16 protein-coding genes are annotated in these 16,455 nt (G+C 71.4%); 8 read left to right on the top strand and 8 right to left on the bottom strand.

The genetic code is table 11. The features are described 5' to 3' along the window. Positions 1–289 precede the first annotated feature (289 nt). The 6 genes from ACWCRD_RS41815 to ACWCRD_RS41790 form a co-directional block, all read right to left on the bottom strand. Positions 290–1,432: a LacI family DNA-binding transcriptional regulator gene (locus ACWCRD_RS41815; RefSeq protein WP_450970908.1), complete on the bottom strand. Its 1,143-nt coding sequence runs from the start codon at positions 1,430–1,432 to the stop codon at positions 290–292. Between the two features lie 147 nt (positions 1,433–1,579). Continuing rightward, a complete protein-coding gene (locus ACWCRD_RS41810) occupies positions 1,580–1,723 on the bottom strand; it encodes a hypothetical protein (protein WP_450970907.1) in 144 nt (47 codons plus the stop codon). A gap of 122 nt (positions 1,724–1,845) precedes the next feature. Continuing rightward, positions 1,846–3,474 (bottom strand): protein kinase domain-containing protein, encoded by a 1,629-nt coding sequence (locus tag ACWCRD_RS41805; RefSeq protein WP_450970906.1) that lies wholly within the window; start codon positions 3,472–3,474, stop codon positions 1,846–1,848. A gap of 106 nt (positions 3,475–3,580) precedes the next feature. Then, positions 3,581–4,597 (bottom strand): zinc-dependent alcohol dehydrogenase, encoded by a 1,017-nt coding sequence (locus tag ACWCRD_RS41800; RefSeq protein ID WP_450970905.1) that lies wholly within the window; start codon positions 4,595–4,597, stop codon positions 3,581–3,583. 11 nt (positions 4,598–4,608) lie between these two features. Then, on the bottom strand, positions 4,609–5,469 hold the full coding sequence (locus tag ACWCRD_RS41795) for a fumarylacetoacetate hydrolase family protein (protein ID WP_450970904.1): 861 nt from the start codon (positions 5,467–5,469) through the stop codon (positions 4,609–4,611). Positions 5,470–5,524: 55 nt separating this feature from the next. Next, entirely contained in the window at positions 5,525–6,349 is an 825-nt protein-coding gene (locus ACWCRD_RS41790; RefSeq protein ID WP_450970903.1) for an IclR family transcriptional regulator, read from the bottom strand. A gap of 45 nt (positions 6,350–6,394) precedes the next feature. Here ACWCRD_RS41790 and ACWCRD_RS41785 point away from each other — a divergent pair, with 45 nt between their 5' ends. The 8 genes from ACWCRD_RS41785 to ACWCRD_RS41750 all read left to right on the top strand — a co-directional run bounded on the left by ACWCRD_RS41785 (position 6,395) and on the right by ACWCRD_RS41750 (position 14,690). Continuing rightward, positions 6,395–8,110: an IlvD/Edd family dehydratase gene (locus ACWCRD_RS41785; protein ID WP_450970902.1), complete on the top strand. Its 1,716-nt coding sequence runs from the start codon at positions 6,395–6,397 to the stop codon at positions 8,108–8,110. A gap of 306 nt (positions 8,111–8,416) precedes the next feature. Beyond that, on the top strand, positions 8,417–9,703 hold the full coding sequence (locus ACWCRD_RS41780; protein ID WP_450970901.1) for an RNA-guided endonuclease InsQ/TnpB family protein: 1,287 nt from the start codon (positions 8,417–8,419) through the stop codon (positions 9,701–9,703). After that, the gene (locus tag ACWCRD_RS41775) at positions 9,684–9,980 is read left to right on the top strand and encodes an Lrp/AsnC ligand binding domain-containing protein (protein ID WP_450970900.1); all 297 of its coding nucleotides are present in this window, start codon (positions 9,684–9,686) and stop codon (positions 9,978–9,980) included. Before ACWCRD_RS41780 ends, ACWCRD_RS41775 begins: the two co-directional genes overlap by 20 nt. A gap of 109 nt (positions 9,981–10,089) precedes the next feature. Further along, complete coding sequence (locus ACWCRD_RS41770; protein ID WP_450970899.1) at positions 10,090–11,067, top strand: NADPH:quinone oxidoreductase family protein; 978 nt, start codon at positions 10,090–10,092, stop codon at positions 11,065–11,067. Beyond that, a complete protein-coding gene (locus ACWCRD_RS41765) occupies positions 11,064–12,245 on the top strand; it encodes an acyl-CoA dehydrogenase family protein (RefSeq protein WP_450970898.1) in 1,182 nt (393 codons plus the stop codon). The genes ACWCRD_RS41770 and ACWCRD_RS41765 overlap by 4 nt, the downstream gene beginning before the upstream one ends. After that, positions 12,242–13,342 (top strand): acyl-CoA dehydrogenase family protein, encoded by a 1,101-nt coding sequence (locus ACWCRD_RS41760; protein WP_450970897.1) that lies wholly within the window; start codon positions 12,242–12,244, stop codon positions 13,340–13,342. Before ACWCRD_RS41765 ends, ACWCRD_RS41760 begins: the two co-directional genes overlap by 4 nt. Positions 13,343–13,523: 181 nt before the next feature. Then, positions 13,524–14,384, top strand: a complete 861-nt coding sequence (locus ACWCRD_RS41755) for a phosphatidylinositol-specific phospholipase C/glycerophosphodiester phosphodiesterase family protein (protein WP_450970896.1) — start codon at positions 13,524–13,526, stop codon at positions 14,382–14,384. Between the two features lie 111 nt (positions 14,385–14,495). Continuing rightward, positions 14,496–14,690, top strand: a complete 195-nt coding sequence (locus tag ACWCRD_RS41750; protein ID WP_115914139.1) for a hypothetical protein — start codon at positions 14,496–14,498, stop codon at positions 14,688–14,690. A gap of 26 nt (positions 14,691–14,716) precedes the next feature. On the opposite strand, the gene ACWCRD_RS41745 is transcribed toward ACWCRD_RS41750, so the two are convergent. Further along, positions 14,717–15,868, bottom strand: a complete 1,152-nt coding sequence (locus ACWCRD_RS41745; RefSeq protein WP_450970895.1) for a phosphodiester glycosidase family protein — start codon at positions 15,866–15,868, stop codon at positions 14,717–14,719. 192 nt (positions 15,869–16,060) lie between these two features. Next, the gene (locus tag ACWCRD_RS41740; RefSeq protein ID WP_450970894.1) at positions 16,061–16,420 is read right to left on the bottom strand and encodes a DUF779 domain-containing protein; all 360 of its coding nucleotides are present in this window, start codon (positions 16,418–16,420) and stop codon (positions 16,061–16,063) included. Positions 16,421–16,455 lie beyond the last annotated feature (35 nt).

Raw genomic sequence — 16,455 nt, 5'->3', positions numbered from 1 at the left:
AGGCCGGGCTGGAATGCCGAGGCGGTCGGTGTGCGCGTCCTCGTGGAGTGCGACCTGTGAGCGCTCCACCACCTGAAGGTGGAGGCCGGGTCGGAAGCGAGAAGCGAGAAGCGGGGAGGAGGTGGAGCGGCGACCGGTGCGCGACCTGACTCGGGCCCGTTGGGGTCAGGGGCGGCTCTGTGGCGCCGGTCCGACGGGGGTGCTCGTGGCGCGGTGCGCGATCAGTACAGCGGCTCGTTCGGGGATCGCGTGCCGTTCAACGGCTGTGGTCGGCTTGGCTTGCGGAGGGTCAGTGGCGGGTGGACAGGCCTCCGTTCGCAAGCGGCGGACTGGAAGTCCTGGCGGCACGGGAGGCGGCGCGCCGTCCGCGGGCCGGGGTTTTCCGGCTCGGCGGTGGCGGTGCGGTCGAGGCACGGACGACGAGGTCGACCGGTGGGCCACTCGGCGGCAAGGGCTCTGCCTTCGGGTTCTCGATGGCATGCACCAGGCGCTTGAGCCCTTCCTGGGCCACGGCGTCGAACGGTTGCCGCACCGTGGTCAGGGGAGGAGTCACATAGGCGGCGACCGGGATGTCGTCGAAGCCGACGACGCTGACGTCCTCCGGCACACGCCGGCCGGCCTCCGTCAGCGCGCGGATCAGTCCGATCGCCATGTCGTCGTTGGCGGCGAAGACGGCGGTGACGCCGCCGTCCTCGGCCAGCTCCCGTCCCGCCCGGTAGCCGGAGGCGGCCGACCAGTCGCCCGTGACGACCGCAGGCACCTCCCGGTCCTGCGCGGTGAGGGCCGCCTGCCATCCCTCCAGCCGGTCCCGGGCGGCGTACCACCGCTGCGGACCGGCAAGGTGATGGACCGTCATATGGCCGAGGCCCAGCAGGTGTTCGGTGGCGGTCCGGGCCATCAGGTCGGCGCCGTTGCCCGCGGTCAGCACCGTGGGTGCCGTGACGGGCGGCGGCGCGCCGATGACGAGGACCGGAACGTCGAGGCGCAGGGCGGGTGCTCCGCCGCCGGCCTGCTCATCGATCGGCTCCGAGATGACGATGCCGTCCACGCCCTGATCGAGGAGCGAGTCCATGGCACCCGCGACGCCCGCCGGGTCGCCCTCCATCGTGTTGACCACGCGAAGGGCGTAACCGGTGTCCCGGACGACCCGCTCGACACCCATGAGCAGCGAGGCGGGTCCGTACAGCGCCGTGCCCAGCGTCACCACGCCGATCGAGCGGGTGCGCCCGGAGGCCAGCGCGCGGGCGGCGTTGTTGAGCCGGTAGCCGAGCTGCTCGGCGGCGTCGAGCACCCGCCGGCGTACGTCGGCCGAGACGTACGGCTCGTCGTTGAAGACCCGGGAGACCGTCTTCTGCGAGACCCCCGCGAGCCGGGCGACGTCCACGCTGCGGGGCGCGGCGGAGCCTGCGCCCCGCCCTGTCCCTCGCGTCATCGTCCCTCCCGGCGGCCGTGCGATCGAGCCCCATCATGCCATTCGCAGCCCGGCTGACCTCGCGGCTGACTGCGCTGTCATGACTGCGTAGTCATGTCTACGCAGTCATAGAGGCGGCGTCAAGGGTTCGGAACGCATCCGTAACCTCTACAGGATGCCGATGTTGGTGAGCGGGATGTTCCAGTCGTTGCTCTCGACGTCGCCACGGCCGTCCTGAGCTGTGGCTGGTCCCGCGAACAGCATCAGCCCGGTGACGGCGATGGCCAGGACGGCGGCGACACGACGCTTCACGGTTCCTCCTCCGCTACGACAGTGCGGCCCACCCTGCTCCGGACCGTCGGCCCCGCCGCTCCGGACACGCCGCGCGGACCCGCGGAATCAGCCGCTCGGTGGCGGTGCCGCTCTTGCCGCCGTCAGCTTCCCGCCGGCTCGGAGGCGGTGAAGCGCTCGAATCCCGCGTGGAAGGCCGTGCCCTGCGGGTCGGTCGCGCTGTAGTGGAAGGCGGCCACCCCGCAGCCCCGGGCGTCGAAGGCGGCTCCGGTGTACGAGGCGACCCGGGTGCCGTCCACGCCGAGCTCGACCCTGATCCGCCCCGCACCGGCCGCGGAACAGGTCATCGACATGTCGACCTGTTGCCGGCTCGCCACCTTCAGACCCGCATGCGCGAGGTCGACCTCGACGACCCGGTCATGCTGGAAAGCCCCCTTGAACCGGAACTCCCTGACGATCAGGGCCTCCTGGCCCGTCGTCAGATAGGTCGCCCAGCGGGAGCCCTTCCGGTAGTCCCCCGAGCCGTTGCACCACAGCCCGACCCCGCCCTCGCCCCCGTACCACTCCGTCTGGGTGTTCAGCCGTACCGCGAACGACGACGGTTCGAAGGGTGCCTGCGGCCACACCTCCAGCTCGGTCCTGGGGTCCACCAGCATCGTTCCGCCCTGGTGCGTGATCCTCGCCAGGGCAGGGTCCTTGTGCGTCCAGTCGCCCGAATCGGTCAGGTCGTCGGTGTACGAGAGGGGTGGGGAGCCCGCGGAGCTGTTCGGCCTCCCGGACGAGGACGGGGAGCCCGAGCCAGGGGCTCCCCCGGAGGAGGTGGTGCTCAGTACGACGGCGAGCAGCACCGCCGCCGCGGCACTGCCGGCCGCGAACCCCCACAACCGCAGCTGCCTGGCGCTCGTGCCGAGGCGGGAGCCGCCCCTCCCGCGTCCGGCCGCCGGCAGCGGTGGCTGTGGCGTCCCCGACTGCGACTGGGCGCCCTCCGCCGCCCCCGCGAGCCGGGTGACGAGCTCGGCGGCGGTGGGCCGCTCCGCCGGGTCTTTGCGCAGACAGTCGGCGACGACCGAACGGACCGGCTCCGGCACCGCCGCGAGATCGGCCTCGCGCTCGCACACCGCGACGAGCACCTCGTAGCCGCTCTCCCCCTCGAAGGGATGCCGCCCGGTGGCGGCGAAGTACAGCGTGCCGCCGAGGGAGAACACATCGGTGGCGTCGCTGACCCGCATCGACTTGACCTGCTCGGGTGACATGTACGCGGGCGAGCCGAGCACACTGCCCGGTGTGGTGAGAGCCGACTCGAGCAGCCGGTCGTCGCGGGCGATGCCGAAGTCGATGATCCGCGGTCCGTCCGGGGAGAGCAGGATGTTGGACGGCTTGATGTCCCGGTGCACCACACCCACCCGGTGCACCTGCGCCAACGCGTGCGCGACGGCCAGCGCCACGGACTGCAGCCGCCCGGAGGACAGCGGGCCGCCCGCGGCCACATGCTGGTGGAGCGTGGGGCCCGGCACGAACTCGCTCACGATGTACGGATTCCGCCCGGACAGGTCGGCGTCGAGGACCCGTGCCGTGGCCAGCTCGCCGACCCGGCTCGCCGCACCGAACTCCCGCCGTACGCGGGCGAGCGCGACCTCGTCGTACTCCTTGCCCGGCAGCAGGAACTTCACCACGACCTGCCGGCCCGCCCGGTCCCGGGCGAGCCACACCACCCCTTGCCCGCCCCGGCCCAGCTCACGCTCGCAGACGTATCCGCCCACCGACAGCTGCATCCGTGGATCCATGCCCCCGCCCCCAGCCCCGCCCCCGGTCCATGGCCGTTCTCCAGCGTATCGGCCCACTTGGGCTGTGACAGGGCTCTTGTCCGGGTTTCATGCCTCAGCCCTGGCGGGGATCCACATGGACCTTCGGGCCGGGCCCGGCGCCGGGCGGGCGCTCGCCGGCGAGTACCGGGCCTGCCCCGTCGAGGCCCACGGTGGCGGCGACGAGGGGCCTGGGGTCGACCGAGCCGGCGGCGTAGGCGCGGATCGTGGCGTCGAGGCCGGGAGAGGCGGACAGGATGCCCACCGCGGTGACGTCCCTGAGGGCGAGGGTGCGGGTGTCGATCCTGCTGGGTTCGCCGGCCAGCCCGATGTACACGACCCGGCCGGACGGCTCGACCAACTCCAGTGCTCTTTCCGGCAGATGGGCGGCGTTCGAGGCGTCGACGACCGCGTCGAAGGGCAGGTCCGGCAGCGAGTCCTCGGCCCAGACGTGCCGGAATCCCAGTGCGCGGGCGAAGGCGAGGGAGCTGCCGGTGCTGCCCATGAGATGGACCTCCGCACCGGCCGTACGGAGGAACATCGCGGCCAGCAGTCCGATGGTCCCCGGTCCCAGGACCAGGACTCGGTCCCCGGGGCGCGGTGCGGCGGCATCGGCGGCCCGCAGGGCATTGCCGCCCGGCTCCACCAGCGCCCCGAGCACGGCGTCGACGGAGTCGGGCAGGGCGTGCAACGAGGCGGCCGGGACGGCGAGTTGCTCGGCCAGGGCGCCGGGCCGGTCCCCGCGTATGCCGATCTCCTGCCGCTGCTCGCACACGTGCTGATGGCCGCGCAGGCAGCGGCGGCACCCACCGCAGCCGAGCATGGTGTCGCCCATGACGCGGCGCCCGAGCCAGCCGGGATCGACACCGTCGCCGACCGCCGCCACCCGCCCCGCCCACTCATGACCGAGCCGCATCGGGTAGGCGGCGTGGCCCTGGTGGAGGTAGGCCATCGCGCCGGTGAAGAACTCCACGTCGGTGCCGCACACGCCGACCCTTTCGACGTCGACGACGACTTCGCCGGGTGCCGCCACCGGCGCGGGGACCTCCTGCACGGCGTACTTGCCCGGGCCGGTCAGGACGAAGGCGCGCATGGGGCGACGGCTCACCGGGGCCCGAGCACGTGCTGGCGCTGGGTGCCGAGCTGCTGGATGCCGAGTTCCATCACGTCGCCCGGCCGGAGATACACGGGCGGGGTGAGACCCATGCCGACGCCGGGCGGGGTGCCCGTGTTGATCAGGTCGCCGGGCTCCAGGACGAGGAACTGGCTGAGGTAGTGCACGATGAAGCACGGGTCGAAGATCATCGTCTTGGTGTTGCCGGTCTGCCGGCGCACCCCGTTGACGTCCAGCCACATGTCGAGCGCGAGGACGTCTTCGATCTCGTCCGCGGTGGCCAGCCACGGGCCCGCGGGGTTGAAGGTCTCAGCCGACTTGCCCTTGGCCCACTGCCCGCCCCGCTCCAGCTGGAAGGCGCGCTCGCTGACGTCGTTGACGACCACATAGCCGGCGATGGCCTCGCGTGCCTCTTCCATCGACTCCAGGTAGCTCGTGCGCCTTCCGATGACGATCCCGAGCTCCACCTCCCAGTCCGTCCTGGTGGATCCGCGCGGGATCCGCACGTCGTCGTTCGGACCGACCAGGGTGTTGGGCGACTTGGTGAACAGGATCGGCTCGTCGGGCACGGCCATACCGCTCTCGGCCGCGTGGTCGCGGTAGTTGAGACCGATGCACAGAATCTGGTGCGGGCGGGCGACAGGGGCGCCGATGCGCTCCCCGGCGAAACGGGCCACCTGCCCGGCCGCCGCCCGCTCCGTCACGAGCGGGCGGACGCGGTCCAGGCCGTCTGCGCCGAAGAACGCCTCGTCGAAGTCCGTGATGACGTCCGAGAGGTCCACGTAGGTCTCGTCGTCGATGCGGGCGACGGGCTTCTCGGCGCCGACGGCGCCGATGCGCATGAGGTACACGAGCTCAGTCTCCAGGGTGGGTTCGGCGGGGCGGGTGGGCGTCCCAAGCGGGGCTTCAGCGGTGGGGCTCGCCGAGGGGACCGAGCAGGGCACGGATCTCGTCGGCCGCCTCGACCAGGGCGCTCAGCGGTGTCCGGTAGGTCAGCGCACTGACGCTGACGGCTCCGGACGGCGTCCTCGGCGAGGTCGCGTACACGGGCAGGGCGAGGCAGTTGACGCCGGGCTCGTTCTCCTGGTCGTCGAGGCAGTAGCCCCGCTCACGTATGGACTGCAGCTCTCGGTGCAGGGCGTCGGCGGTGCACAACGTCCGCGGGGTGCGACGCACCAGGGCAGAGCCGCCGATCCATGCCTCCACCTCCGCCAAGGTCTCCAAGTGGCGGGCCAGCAGCAGCTTTCCGACTCCGGTGGCGTGCGCGGGGTTGCGGCCGCCCACCATCGAGGTGAGCCGGACGGCACCGCTGGGCGGATCGACCTTGGCGCGGTAGACGACCTCACGGCCGTCGAGGACCGCGTAGTGCGCGGTCTCACCGAACCGCTGCGCCAGCGCCTCCAGGACCGGGCGGACGCGGACATGGTCGGGCCGGGCCTCGTGGTGGGCGAAGGCCATCCGCAGGAACTCGTCCCCGAGCGCGTAGTGGCCGCGGGCGTCCTGCCCGGCCAGACCCGCCCGGCGCAGGGCGGCGAGCGCCCGATGCACGGTCGGTTTGGGACTGCCGATCACCCGGGTCAGCTCCTCCAGACCCACGCCCTCGGGATACCGGGCCAGTTCCTTGAGGACGGCGAGCACCCGGTCCGACCCCACAAGCCGGCCGCCGTCGGCGCCGGTCGAACCGTCCGTGCCGGGGTCTGTCGCACCCTCGTACGTCTGCGTACGCTTCATGATGTTCCGGACTCTAGAGCGCCGTACCGACTATTGGAAGAGGCTATGGTGACGCTCCGCAGCGCGCAGTGGTACGAGGGCCAGGACCGCAACGCCTATATCCACCGGGCCTGGATGCGGCGGGGCGCTCCGGACGACGCCTTCACGGGCCGCCCGCAGATCGCCATCGCCAACACCGCATCCGATCTGACCCCCTGCAACGCCCACCTGAACGAGGTCGCGGCGTCCGTGCGCAACGGCGTGTACGAGGCCGGCGGGATCCCCCTGGACCTGCCCGTGGTGTCGCTCGGCGAGACGAACGTCCGCCCCACGGCCATGCTGTGGCGCAACATGGCCGCGATGGCCACCGAGGAGATGCTGCGGGCCAACCCCGTCGACGGCGTCGTCCTGCTCGGCGGCTGCGACAAGACGATCCCGTCGCTGCTGATGGCCGCCGCCTCCGTGGACCTGCCCGCCGTCGTCGTGCCCGGCGGTCCGATGCTCACCGGCACCTTCCGCGGTACGCCCCTGGGCTGCGGCACCGATGTGTGGCGGCTGTCCGAGGAGGTCCGCGGCGGCACCCTCTCCCAGGAGGAGTTCACCCGCTCCGAGTCGTCGATGATCCGCAGCCGCGGCCACTGCAACACCATGGGCACGGCCTCGACGATGGCTCTGGTGGCCGAGGCCCTGGGCACGGTCGTGCCGGGTACGGCAGGAACTCCCGCCCCCGACAGCCGGCTTCTCAAGGCCGCGCACGGCACCGGACGGCTCGCGGTGGACATGGTGGGCGCCGACCGGCGGCCCGGAACCTTCCTCACCAAGGCCTCCTTCCACAACGCGATCGTCGCGCTCGCCGCCGTCGGAGGCTCCACCAACGCGGTCGTCCACCTCCTCGCCATCGCGGGCCGTCTCGGCATCGACCTGTCCCTCGACGACTTCGACCGCATCGGCTCCCGGGTACCGGTCCTCGTCGACCTCCAGCCGGCCGGCCGCTTCCTCATGGAGGACTTCCACCGCGCCGGCGGCCTCCTCGCCGTCCTGCGCGAAGTCCGCGACCTGCTCGACCCCGAGGCCCTGACCGTCACGGGCAGCCCCCTGGTCGACTTCCTCGACGACGCCCCGATCTGGGACACGGAGGTCATCCGCCCGCGCGCCGAGCCGCTCGTCGCCGAGGGCGGAATCGCCGTCCTGCGCGGAAACCTCGCCCCCGACGGCGCCCTCGTCAAACCGGCCGCCGCCTCTTCGCACCTGCTGCGCCACCGTGGCCCGGCGGTCGTCTTCGACTCGATCGAGGACTTCCACGCCCGTATCGACGACCCGGACCTCGACGTCGACGCCGACAGCGTGCTGGTCCTGCGCGGCTGCGGCCCCAAGGGCTACCCCGGGATGCCCGAGGTCTCGAACATGCCGCTCCCGAAGAAGCTCCTCGAACAGGGCGTCCGCGACATGGTCCGCGTCTGCGACGGCCGGATGAGCGGCACGGCGTACGGCACCGTCGTCCTGCACGTGGCCCCGGAAGCCGCGGCCGGCGGCCCCCTCGCGCTGGTGCGCACCGGGGACGTCATCTCCCTCGACGTCGAAGCCCGCCGTATCGACGTGGAGGTACCCGCCGAGGAACTCGCCCGCAGAACCCCCGACAAGGAGACGCTCACGGGTTTCGCCAACCCCCGTCGCGGCTGGGAACGCCTCTACGTCGACCACGTCCTGCAAGCCGACACGGGCGCCGACCTGGACTTCCTCGTCGGCTCCAGCGGCTCGGAGGTGAGCCGTGAGTCGCACTGAGCCGTGCCTTGGATCGGCTCTCCTGCGCGGTCTACCGGTTTTGCGGCCAAGGTGCCCGGTCCTTCAGGGCCGGGGTCGATGCCCGCTCCCGGGGAGCGGAGCAGGCGAAGCCGAATCGCCGCCAGGGCGATTCAGCCTTCCGAAAGGTACGGCGCTGAGGGCGACCGCAAACACGCGATGGTGACCGGGTGTTGAGGGTCTGTGAACCGGTGGCCGGCCTGGTCGGCGACCGGGAGTGGTCACTCACCCGGGTGATGTTGATCGATGGCGTGCGCGGCCGGGGAACGCGCGAGCTAGATTCACGGCATGGCACGGTTTCGGATGTACCCGACGAGCGAGCAGGCGAGCATCATGCTCGGCCATTGCGCGCACGCCCGGTACGTGTGGAACCTCGCCGTGGAGCAGCACTCGCACTGGTACAAGGGCCGCAAGGCAGCGCCCGGGTTCGCCGAGCAGTGTCGCCAGCTCACCGGAGCCCGGCGTGACAACGAATGGCTGCGTGCCGGAAACGCCGATGTGCAACAGCAGGCCCTGAAGGACTTCGCCAAGGCCAAGAACGCCAAGTTCATCTCCGGCTTCGGTGAGCCGACCTGGCGCAAGAAGTACGTGCACGAGGGATTCCGCGTCATCGGCACCGACCGAGTACCGGAGTTCGAGGCGGACGGCTCGCCGCAGCTGAACGCCAAGGGCAAGCAGGTCATGGGCCGCTCGGTGGTGGTGCACAAGCTCAACCGGCGCTGGGCCCAGGTCAAGGTGCCCGGCTGCGGCTGGGTGCGCTTCCGGCTCACCCGCGCCGAGCTGCCCAGTGCGAAGACGTTCCGGGTCACCTTCCGTAACGGTCAGTGGCACATCGCGTTCGCCGTCGTCCCCGAGCCGATCGACGCGCCCGGCACGGGTGAGGTCATCGGCATCGACCGGGGCGTCAAGATCACCGCCGCCCTCTCGGACGGCCGGAAACTGAACTGCCCGCAGCTCACCACGAAGGAACGGGCGCAGATCCGCAAGCACCAGCGGCGGGCCGCCCGCGCACCGAAGGCCAGCGAGGCCAAGACTGCCGAGTACGCCAAGATCGCCAAGCTCAAGGCGCGCGAAGCCGACCGGCGTAAGGACTGGTGCGAGAAGACCAGCACGATGCTTGCCCGCACCTATCGCCTGGTGCGGTTCGAGAAACTGAACATCAAGAACATGACCGCCGCCGCGAAGGGGACGATCGAGCAGCCTGGCAAGAAGGTCAGGCAGAAGGCCGGGTTGAACAGGGCGATCCTCGCTCAGGGCTGGGGCTTTCTCCGGCAGCGCACGGAGCACAAGGCTCCGGGCCGGGTCGAGGACGTCCCCGCACCCTTTACGTCTCTGCGTTGCTCCGCCTGCGGGTGGATCGAGAAGAAGTCGCGCAAGAGCCAAGCCGACTTCGTCTGCGTGTCCTGCGGGTTCACCTGCAACGCCGATCACAATGCAGCAACCAATGTCGCGGCAGGACAGGGCGGGTTTCCCCGCCCCTGGCGGTCAGCCGGTGCCGGAGGGACGACAGTGGCCACCGGCCGCTCGAACGTCCGTGAACCTCAACTCACCTGGGTTGGAATCCCCCTCTTTTAGAGGGGGAGGATGTCAAGCCATCATCAAGGTCCGCCTCGGCAGCCACAGCCGCGAACATGTCCGCACCCTCTACGACCGGCTGGTCAAGGTGCCCGGAGCCCTGACCGTGTGGCACGTCGGCGGTGACGACGACTTTCTTCTGCATGTGGCCGTGGCCAGCCCGGAAGAGCTGCGGGATCTCATCCTGGAGCACGTGACCGTCCATCCCATGGTGCGGCAGACCGAGACCCAGCTGGTCTTCGAGGTCCGCGACGGCCGCGGCGTGCTGCCCGAGTGAACCCGGGTTGCCGAGAGTCTTGTCCGTGGGAAGTGTTTCCTCATGGGCAAGCGACCGCTTAGTATGCGATGGACCCCGGTCAGACAGAGCAGTCCCCTGGAGGCACCGCATGCAGGCATGGCAAGTGCACGAGAACGGCGAGCCGAGCGAGGTGATGCGGCTCGAGGAGGTGGAGCGGCCCACGCCCGGCGACGGCCAGGTGCTGCTGAAGGTGCGTGCCGCGAACATCAACTTCCCGGACGTGCTGATGTGCCGGGGCCACTACCAGGTGCGCCCGCCGCTGCCGTTCACGCCGGGCGTGGAGATCTGCGGTGAGACCGAGGACGGACGGCGGGTCATCGCCAACCCCGCCCTGCCCCACGGCGGTCTCGCCGAGTACGCTCTCGCGGACGCCGCCACCCTGCTGCCCGCGCCCGACTCGCTGGACGACGCCGAGACCGCCGCCCTGCACATCGGCTACCAGACCGGCTGGTTCGGTCTGCACCGTCGCGCTCACCTGGAAGCAGGCGAGACGCTGCTCGTCCACGCTGCCGCAGGAGGGGTCGGCAGCGCGGCCGTGCAGCTCGGCAAGGCGGCCGGGGCCACCGTGATCGGGGTCGTCGGCGGTGCCGACAAGGCGGCCGCGGCCAGGGAGTCGGGCTGTGACGTCGTCATCGACCGCAAGAGCGAGGACGTCATCGCCGCCGTCAAGGAGGCCACGGGCGGCCGCGGCGTCGACGTCGTCTACGATCCGGTCGGCGGCGAGGCCTACGCCCAGTCGACCAAGGTCGTCGCCTTCGAGGGCCGGATCGTGGTCGTCGGCTTCGCCAGCGGCGTGATCCCCAGCCCGGGGCTCAACCACGCCCTGGTGAAGAACTACTCGATCCTCGGCCTGCACTGGGGCCTGTACGGCACCAAGAACCCGAAGCTGATCGCGCACTGCCACGAGCAGCTCACCGAACTGGCCGCCCGGGGCGCCATCAAGCCGCTGGTCAGCGAGCGCGTGCCGCTGGCCGGGGCCGCGGCCGCCGTGCAGCGCGTCGCCGACGGCGTGACCACCGGCCGGGTGGCCGTCCTGCCCTCCCTGGAGAACGGAGCCGCCGCATGACCGACGCAGCCGAACTGCGCAGCCGCACACAGGAGTTGCTGTCCGCCCACCCGCCGGCGACCACCGACCGCCTGGACTTCCTCAAGGCCCGCTTCGACGCGGGACTGGCCTGGGTGCACTACCCGCAGGGCCTGGGCGGGCTCGGTGTGCCCCGCTCCCTCCAGGCCGTCGTGGACGCCGAGCTGGAGGCCGCCGGCGCCCCCGACAACGACTCGCGCCGCAACGGCATCGGGCTCGGCATGGCCGCCCCGACGATCCTCAAGTACGGCACCGAGGAGCAGAAGCAGCGCTATCTGCGGCCGCTGTGGATCGGCGAGGAGGTCTGGTGCCAGCTGTTCAGCGAGCCCGGCGCCGGCTCCGACCTCGCAGCCCTCGGCACCCGGGCCGTGCGTGAGGGCGACGAGTGGGTGGTCAACGGGCAGAAGGTGTGGACGTCGGGCGCGCACAACGCCCGCTGGGCCATCCTCATCGCCCGCACCGACCCGAACGTGCCCAAGCACGCGGGCATCACGTACTTCATCTGCGACATGACCGACCCCGGCGTCGACGTCCGCCCGCTGCGGCAGATCACCGGTGAGGCCGAGTTCAACGAGGTGTTCCTCACCGACGTCCGCATCCCCGACTCCCGCCGCCTCGGCGAGATCGGCGACGGCTGGCGCGTCGCGCAGACCACCCTGAACAACGAGCGCGTCGCGATCGGCGGCATGCGCCTGCCCCGCGAGGGCGGCATGATCGCCCCCGTCGCCAAGACCTGGCGCGAGCGCCCCGAGCTGCGCACCCACGACCTGCACCAGCGGCTGCTGAAGCTGTGGGTGGAGTCCGAGGTCGCCCGGCTCACCGCCGAACGGCTGCGCCAGCAGCTCGTCGCGGGCCAGCCCGGCCCCGAGGGCGCCGGCATGAAGCTCGCCTTCGCCCGCCTCAACCAGGAGATCAGCGGCCTGGAGGTCGAACTCCTCGGCGAGGAGGGCCTGTTGTACGACGACTGGACCATGCGCCGCCCCGAACTGGTGGACTTCACCGGCCGTGAGGCCGGCTACCGCTACCTCCGCGCCAAGGGCAACAGCATCGAGGGCGGGACCAGCGAGGTCCTGCTGAACATCGTCGCCGAACGCGTCCTGGGCCTCCCGTCCGAGCCGCGCACTGACAAGGACGTCGCATGGAAGGACCTGACCCGATGACAGCACGGCGCGCACAGCCCGATCTTCTCTACTCCGAGGAGGAAGAGGCGCTGCGGTCCGCCGTACGGGACCTCCTCGCCGACCACTGCGACGCCCCCGGCGTCATCGCACGCACCGAGTCCGACGCCCCGCACGACCTCGCCGCCTGGAAGGCCCTCGCCGACGGCATGGGGCTGGCGGGCCTGCTCGTGCCCGAGGCGCAGGGCGGCCAGGGCGCCACCCACCGCGAAGTCGCCGTCGTACTGGAGGAGCTGGGGCGCGCGGTCGCCCCCGTGCCCTACCTCTCCAGCGCCGTCGTCGCCACCGAGGCCCTGCTGGAGTGCGGGGACGAGGAGTTGCTCGGCCGGCTGGCCACCGGGCGGGCCATCGGCGCGCTCGCGGTGGCGCTGCACCGCGCCCCCGGCACCGCCTTTCCCGCCGTACGACTGGAGAACGGCACCCTGCACGGGGAGCTGACCGGCATCGCGGACGCGGCTGCCGCGGACGTGCTGCTCGTACCGGCCGAGGACGGCGGGCTGTACGCGGTGGACGCCTCCGAGGCCACCGTCACCCCGCAGGTGTCCCTCGACCTCACCCGGCCGCTCGCGACCGTCACCCTGAACGGGGCGCAGGGGCGCCGGCTCGGTGACGCCGAACCCGCCGTACGACGTGCCCTGCGGGCCGCGGCCGGGCTGCTCGCCTCCGAGCAGTTCGGGCTCGCCGACTGGGCGCTGACGGAGACCGTGCGCTATCTGAAGGAGCGCAAGCAGTTCAACCGGCCCGTCGGCGGCTTCCAGGCCCTCAAGCACCGCCTCGCCCAGCTGTGGCTGGAGGTCGTCAACCTCCGTGCCGCCGCCCGCAACGCGGCCGACGCGCTCGCCAACGGGGAGTCCGCCGAGGAAGTGGCGGTGGCGGTGGCCGTGGCGCAGGCCTACGCGGCGCCGGTCGCGGTGCACGCCGCCGAGGAGGCGCTCCAGCTGCACGCCGGTATCGGCATGACCTGGGAGCACCCGATCCATCTGAACCTCAAGCGGGCCAAGGCCGACTCGATCGCCTACGGCACGGCCGGCGCCCACCGGTCCGCCGTGGCCGAACTCGTCGACCTCCAGGCACCCTGACGTCCCCTGACGGTCACCCGGTGAAGCCCGCCCCACCTGGGGCGGGCTTTTCCATGCCGTCCTGCGGCAGGAGTGAACGGACAACGGCAGTCCGGCCAACTCCTGGCAGGCGCAGGTCCATCGGGGCTCTTTCCGCCCGATACTCCCTGTGGTTCGGACCCGCCCCACAGGGAGGCAGAACATGGCCCTCGTCACCCGTCGCAGAGCCCTCACCGCGTTCGGCGCCACACTCGCGGCGGTGCTCGCCCCGCCCGCCGACAGCGCGTTCGCCGGTGAACACAAGCACCGTGTCCCGTTGTGGCGCGCCCACGCCCACAACGACTACGAGCATCCGCGCCCCCTCTTCGACGCCCTCGACCACCGCTTCGGCAGCGTCGAGGCCGACATCTTCCTCGTCGGCGACCAGCTCCTCGTCGGCCACACCGCGGACGAGCTCGACCCGAAGCGGACCCTGGAGTCCCTCTACCTCGACCCCCTGGCCGCACTCGTGAAGGCCGACCACGGTTCCGTGTACCGCGGCAACCGCAGGCCGCTCCAGCTGCTCATCGACATCAAGACCGAGGGCTCGTCGACGTACCTCGAACTCGACCGCCATCTCCGCCGCTACCAGCACCTGTTCACGACCTACGCCCACGGCCGTGTGCACCCGGGCGCGGTCACCAACGTGATCTCCGGCGACCGTGCCGCCCGTATCCCCATGGAGGCCCAGACCGTACGGCGGGCCTTCTACGACGGCCGGCTCACCGACCTCGGCACCTCGGCGCCCGCCTCCTTCATCCCGCTGATCAGCGACAACTGGCAGCTCAACTTCACCTGGCTCGGCGAGGGCACGTTCCCCGACGCCGAGCGGCAGAAGCTGCGCGGCATCATCGGCCAGGCGCACGCGCGCGGGCAGAAGGTGCGCTTCTGGAACACCCCCGACCTGGCCGGCCCCGCCCGGGACGCCCTGTGGGCCGAACTGTTCGACGCCGGTGTCGACTACTTCAACACCGACGACCTCGCCGGGCTCGAGGCGTTCCTGGACGCCCACCGGGTGGCGTAGACACCACACGTTCGGCGGACAGGTCAGCCGCACGGACGAACCCTCCGCTACGCCACACTTGCGGCCGAACGCCGCGAACCGGAAGTGGCGGCGCAGCGGAGGAGGTTGACAATGGCGATTTCCATCTCAGTGGTGGTGCTGCTGCTGGTCCTGGCGGTGATCTTCACCCGTAACGGCGGGCTGAAGATCTCCCACGCCCTGGTGTGCACACTGCTCGGCTTCTACCTGGCCGGCACGAACATCGCGCCCACCATTCACAGCGGCGTGACGGCGACCGCAGGCATCGTCAGCAGCCTCAGGCCCTGAGACTCACGACGGTTCACGACGCCGTCTCATGAGGTCGAGAACACCCCGATTCCGTTCGGGACCGGCCGTTCCGCACCGCCGGACGGATGATTGCGTACGGAGACGGTGGCCGCCCCGGGCGGGCGGGCGACCAGGGTCGTCGATCCGCCGCCGTCCAGACTGAAGGCGTCGGTCGAGCCCAACGCCCGCATGGTGTCGGCCACTTCGGCGATCGTCAGGCCCTTGCGGTAGGCGGGCGCACCGTCCAGGGCGAACAGCAGCAGCCGCTTCCCGCCGCCCGCGATGCCGACGGCCGTACGCACCGCCCCGGTCGCGTCGTCCAGGCCCGGGAGGGGCTGGCCGCCCTTCAGGACGGGGTAGCCGCCGAGCGCGAAGCTGTACGCCTTGCGGGTGGTGGCGGAGACCAGCCGGTGCGTCACCCTCACCGGCTCGCCCTTGAAGAACTTCCGCAGCCGCTGCGCGCCCGCCTCCCGGCCGACGAGCACCGTGGTCCCCGCGGCGATGGCGCCCTTGCCGGGAGTGCCGGACGTGGCGACGACCCGGCCCCTGCGGACCGTCACCTCGTAGGTTTCCGTGCTGCAGGCGGCCGCCCGGTCGGTGTCCGTGCCGCAGGTGGCGCGGACCCGGGAGACGCTGCCCCAGTCGGAGGTGAAGGCGCCGACCGCATTCTCCGGCAGCGCGTACTGGTTGAACCCGCCCAGCCGCAGCTGTCCCGCCGGAGTGCGGACCGACCCGGCGAGGGTCAGACGGTCCAGCCGGGCCCTGCGGTCCACGCCCACGCCGAGCACGTCCCGGGTGGTGGTCCCGGGTGGCAGGACCGGCCCGAAGCGCTGGCCGTCCGGCACCGACGCCTTGAGCACATGGCCGTTGGCGATCGCCGGACCGTCGGTCGAGCCCGTCACCTCGACGCCCGGGTGCTGGGACTCGGAGATGTCGAAGAAGTCGCCGTTGATGCCCGCGACGGCCCCTTGTGCGTCGGCCATCCTGGAGACGGCGGCACGTGCGGCCACGGCTCCCGGATACAGCAGGCCGAGGCGTACGTGCTTGTTGCGCAGGTCCACGGTGAGCAGATGGGCGTGGGCCACGCCCTTGGCTCCCTGGACGTCGAACTGCTTGTAGGTGACTCCCGGCGCGAGCGCGGTGCCGCTCTCCACACCGCTGGCCGGTGCCGCCCCCACCAGGGCCGCACCGGCCAGCGCGCCGAATGCCGTGAGAAACGCCAGTGCCGATCTGACCGACGTCCGAACCGTTGCCTCGGATCTGCCTGCTGCGAAACGCTTCTGATGACGCGTCACAGTTCCCCCTGAGGGATCGTCAACTGTCTCAGGTCTCAGGGGAAGTGCATCAGATCGCGGTGGTCCGCGGGACGGCTATGCGCCGACTACGCGAGAACGGGTGAGAAAACGCACCCCCTCGGGTGCTTCCAGCGAGAAACCGCTGCCACGGCCTGCTACGACGTCCACGATCAGCCGGGTGTGGCTCCAGACCTCGTACTGGCTGCGCGACATCCAGAACGTCACCGGCTCCGGCACCCCCTCGACCTGCAGCTCCGCGAGCAGCACATCCGAGCCGCCGGTGCGGAACTCGCCCTCCGGGTAGCACATGGGCGCGCTGCCGTCGCAGCAGCCACCGGACTGGTGGAACATCAACGGACCGTGCGTGGCACGCAGCCGGCGCAGCAGGTCGGCGGCGGCGGGGGTGAGCTCGACGCGCGGGGTCTCCTCATGCATACGTTCAGGGCAGCACGGCGGAGGTTGCGAGAGGG

This window comes from Streptomyces sp. NPDC002092, assembly GCF_053593775.1.
The sequence above is the reverse complement of the archived record's forward strand: the minus strand, read 5'-3'. Positions and strand labels throughout refer to the sequence as shown.